The 4,361-nt window shown below is 42.1% G+C and carries 3 protein-coding genes; all 3 read right to left on the bottom strand.

Annotated elements, in window-relative coordinates; translation table 11 throughout:
* Positions 1 to 1,619: 5'-3' exonuclease H3TH domain-containing protein (locus tag VN379_RS07835; protein WP_325532551.1), on the bottom strand; the 1,619-nt coding region annotated here is incomplete at its 3' end.
* A 186-nt stretch (positions 1,620 to 1,805) separates the two neighbouring features.
* Positions 1,806 to 3,017, bottom strand: coding sequence for a L,D-transpeptidase (locus VN379_RS07830; RefSeq protein WP_325532549.1), 1,212 nt, complete (start codon positions 3,015 to 3,017; stop codon positions 1,806 to 1,808).
* A 108-nt stretch (positions 3,018 to 3,125) separates the two neighbouring features.
* A complete protein-coding gene (locus tag VN379_RS07825) occupies positions 3,126 to 4,268 on the bottom strand; it encodes a two-component system sensor histidine kinase NtrB (RefSeq protein ID WP_325532547.1) in 1,143 nt (380 codons plus the stop codon).
* Positions 4,269 to 4,361: the final 93 nt, after the last annotated feature.

Below are 4,361 nucleotides of genomic sequence, written 5' to 3'. Positions count from 1 at the left end.
ATCCCTAACTGTTTGGTAGAATTAACATTAAACTCTTCACCAGCTAAATGATAAATCTCACCTAACAGCTTCTCAACCTTACCGGCAATACTTACAGCCATCTCTTTCAGGTAATCCAGGTCCACCTTAATTCCGGCAATTTCCATGGCTGACAAAGCTTCAACAAGTGGCATTTCCACTTGTTGAAACAGTTTATCCAGGCCAGCATTCACCAGATTGCCGGCAAATGCGCCCCGTAGTTGTTCAATAATACCACTAGCCCAAACAGCAAACTCGGGTTTAGCTGTTAAATTTTTATCGCCGCCAGGTAATACCATTGTCTGTCCTAAATATTTTTCCGCCAGGCTAGCCAGTGGATAGGAGGAAGCCGTAGGATCAAGCAAATAAGCGGCAATAAGCAGATCTGACACTGGGCAGCGCAAGAATGTCCCCCTCAGCCTGCAGGCATTGTACAGTTGTTTGGCATCATAGGTAGTAAGTGTGATACCGCTGTCAGCCAGGATGTCAAATACCACACTCCAGCCTTCAGCAGTTGCCGGAATGTACAAGGTTTTACCGTCACAAGTGAAAGCAAGACCAGTTAAACCGGCTAAAGGCGAATGGGCAGCGGTTATGGGATAACAGCATAAATCACCGTTCTGCTTAGCTGCCGCATGGAAATCCTCAAGATCACGCCTGCTGGAAACAATAACCGGAGATATAAGCTCAACAGTTTTTGTTTCCACTTGTGCTGCATCCTCAATGACGGTTCCTGCAAACAAAGTATCAAACTTGGTCAGCATGTTCTTAAACTCAAACTTAGTGAACAATTCTTTAACAGCTTCTCTGTTAGGATTAATCTTAAAGCTCTCCGGAGTAAACTCAAGCGGCATATCACAAACAATGGTGGCAAGGCGCTTAGATAAAACTGCCTGTTCGGCATATTGCCGCAGATTCTCTTGAAGTTTTTTCCCTGCTACACTCTCAATGCTTGCCAGCACATTTTCCATAGAACCGAATTCTGACAACAATTTTATTGCTGTTTTTTCTCCAATGCCTGGTACCCCAGGTATGTTATCCGAGGTATCTCCCATTAAGCCTTTCATATCAATAAATTGAGTAGGTGTTAACCCGTATTTTTCCTTAAGCGCAGCTGCATCCATAATTTCCATCTCGGAAATGCCTTTTCTAGTAAGCAGTACCGTGGTTCCCGGCCCTATTAATTGCAGTGCATCGCGGTCACCGGTTACAATCAAGACCTCACAACCTTGGTTGGCCGCTTTATCGGCAAGGGTTCCTAAAATATCATCTGCTTCATATCCCTGCTCTTCAATAGTAGCTATTCCAAACGCACCTAACAAATCGCGAATTAGCGGAAACTGTTCGGAAAGCTCACCTGGAGTAGCCTGGCGATGAGCCTTATATTGCTGATAAGTTTCATTCCTGAAGGTCACCCGGCCTTTATCAAAAGCAACAGCCAGCAGATCAGGTTTGTAATCTGTCAGTAATTTAACAAGCATAGTCGTAAAACCATATACAGCATTAGTATACAAACCGCCTGCGGTGCGCAGCATCGGCAGAGCATGAAATGCCCGATGTACCAGACTGCTTCCATCAATGATAATAAACCTTTGGGGCATGTGCCCACCACCCTTACATTCCTATATAGTCCAATCTATTATAATTGGCTATTAAGCGCAAAATCCCTTCTCTTATTTTACTAAATAGTGGCCAGCTTATGTAATATCTAATAAAAAAAAGAGAGAGCATCTGCCGCCCTCCCCCTGCAACTACGAATAGAGTGATACACACTTAGTCACTTATTCTTAGTAAGGATAAGTCAATTCTATTGTTTTAGCCTGCTCATTCCAGTAAACATAGGCATTGAAATATTGGTTTATACTGGTTATTTTTATATAAGGGTCCTGACCGATCATATCCACAGGCACCCTATAAATTAACCCTTTATTAGTTAGTATTAATACCCGGTCTTCCCTGTTCCAGGTAACCTTACAATCCATTACCTCCGCCAGCTCCAGAGCCGACAGCGCTAATATGCCTTGCACCCTGTTTATACCAATATTTACTTGCTTACCGTTTATAAAAACCACTAGTTTACCAAAACTCAGGGTATCTTCTTCTGACTTCCAGCTCATCTCACCACCAAAAAGTGTTGGTATATTTTCAGCCACTACATATACCATATTGCCGCTGATTATCCCCGGTATACTACTTGATCCACACTGCACTGTTTTCATCTTTTCATCCCAGTTTATCTTTTGTTTAAGTGCCTCGGCAAACGGTTGAACAGGTACATATTGCACGTTTTGCACAACCAGCCCTCGCTCATTTATCAGTCTTTCATTTACTCTAATCTTAAATTGGCTGGCAATAACCACTTGACTGCCGTTTGCTTCATTAACTATCTTACGTAAAGAATCATCAGCTAGCAAGGAATTTAAATGATACGCATTAAGTTTATTGCGAATATCCTGTACAGTAATATTGCCATAGCCATAGACATCAGGATAGACGGCTAGAAGAATTTGCCCTTTTGTGTTTGTCTTGATTTTTATCCGGTCATAGGTTATCTGTACAGGAGTCCCATAACTCACCTTGTCGAAAAGTTCTTCTACATCCTCTTCATACATACGAATACAGCCGTTTGATGTTACTGTTCCTATTGACCACGGTGCATTAGTACCATGAATACCATAGTTATTCCATATCCCCATCCATCTGTAACCAAGTGGGTTTTCCGGTCCTGACGGTACTATCTTTCCTTTTTGATCTGGCGGGTACCATGCAGGATTTACCTCTTTATATGCAATTGAGTAGTTACCTAACGGGGTAGGGGTAGATGGCTTACCAATGGCAATGGGATATTCTTTTACTAAATTATTGCCGGCAAAAAGCTCCATTGTCCGGCTTGGCAAATTCACTGTAATACTTGACGCAACCGCTTCTGACCTGGCATAACCTGCCGAACCTGTTAATAATAAAAATACAAAAAAGCAGATCAGGGTCCGATGTAACACTAGAACATCCCTTCTTCTCATTAATTTTCTGTAACAATAACAGAATATGAAGACGGGATGCACAGATATTACCCACTAGCGTAAAATTCCTAGGCAAAATTCTTTATACTACTGCAGGTTAAGTACCTGCTGATGCACTACGCGTAACCGCCGGTGGCGCTCGTCAACGATTGGCAGATAAATATGGATATGCGCACCTGTTCCAGTCGGACTAACTGCATTGATGTTGATAAAGCCTCCGTGTTCACTAACAATTCGGTGGGCAACAGGCAGTCCCAGTCCCATATGCTCAAGTTTAGTAGTATAAAATGGCTCAAACACCCGGGGTAAAATCTCCGGGGCTACCCCTGATCCGGTATCACCAATAGCAATAACCAGCATATTCAGCTCGGAGTTAATCCAGGATTTCACCGAAAGCACCCCTTCATTCGGCATGGCTTCAATGGCATTTTGCATAATATTTACAACCGCTTGTTTGATTAAATTACTGTCAACGGTAAGCGCCGGCAGATTAGCAGCTAACTGCTTGTCGATTGCTATTTTCTCACCGCCTAGCTGTTTAAATGTTAAAAGCAGTGCCTCTTCAATTGTACGGTTTATATCAATATTAGTCTCCTTATTTACTGGAGGCTTCGCAAACATAACAAGTTCTTTGACTACTTTATTGATACACGATACCTCGTCCAGCATCATCTCAAGCACATCCCGGCCTACCGTATATCTATCATCCTCTAAACGGCCGAGCATAACCTGCAAATACCCACTTATGGTAGTCAGCGGTGTACGCACATGATGAGCCACCCCTGCGGCTAACTCCCCCAATGACATCAGCATTTGAGTGATCTGTATCTGTTTAATTGCTGCTCTGACTGCTGATAAGTCTTGTATAATAACAATTAAACCATTTGATTCTCCGGTTGTGCCCCGCAGTCTTAGCGTATCAATGTGGGCATATATATACTGGTCTTGTACTTTTAGCTTCAAGTTGATTGTACTCAAATCCTCATACTCATCAAGATAGAATACTTTCAAAAACTTCTCACCATGATGCCTAAAGACTTCTTCCACCCTTCGACCAACCGACTTTGCCCTGTTAATGCCGCAAATCTTTTCAGCTTCACGATTAAGGTTTTTTAGTCGAAGTTCATTATCTATAAATAAAATTCCAGTAGTTGTCTCAAACGATTCTTGATAGTCATCTTCTCGGTGTAAATATACTATTTTGTTTTCAAGAGCTTCAGCCGCAGACATTGTCGATCGCCTCCAGTGACCATCTTTTTAATCTAGTGTTGTTAAACATTCTTGTAAATTATTGTATCTCCTGCTAAATTAGAACGATTACTT

Source organism: Sporomusa sp. (assembly GCF_035561255.1).
Lineage (GTDB): Bacteria > Bacillota > Negativicutes > Sporomusales > Sporomusaceae > Sporomusa.
The sequence above is the reverse complement of the archived record's forward strand: the minus strand, read 5'-3'. Positions and strand labels throughout refer to the sequence as shown.

Bases quoted from the DNA above. Each gene is read 5' to 3' on its own strand.
- VN379_RS07825 (WP_325532547.1), bottom strand. From the start codon at position 4,268: ATGTCTGCGGCTGAAGCTCTTGAAAACAAAATAGTATATTTACACCGA.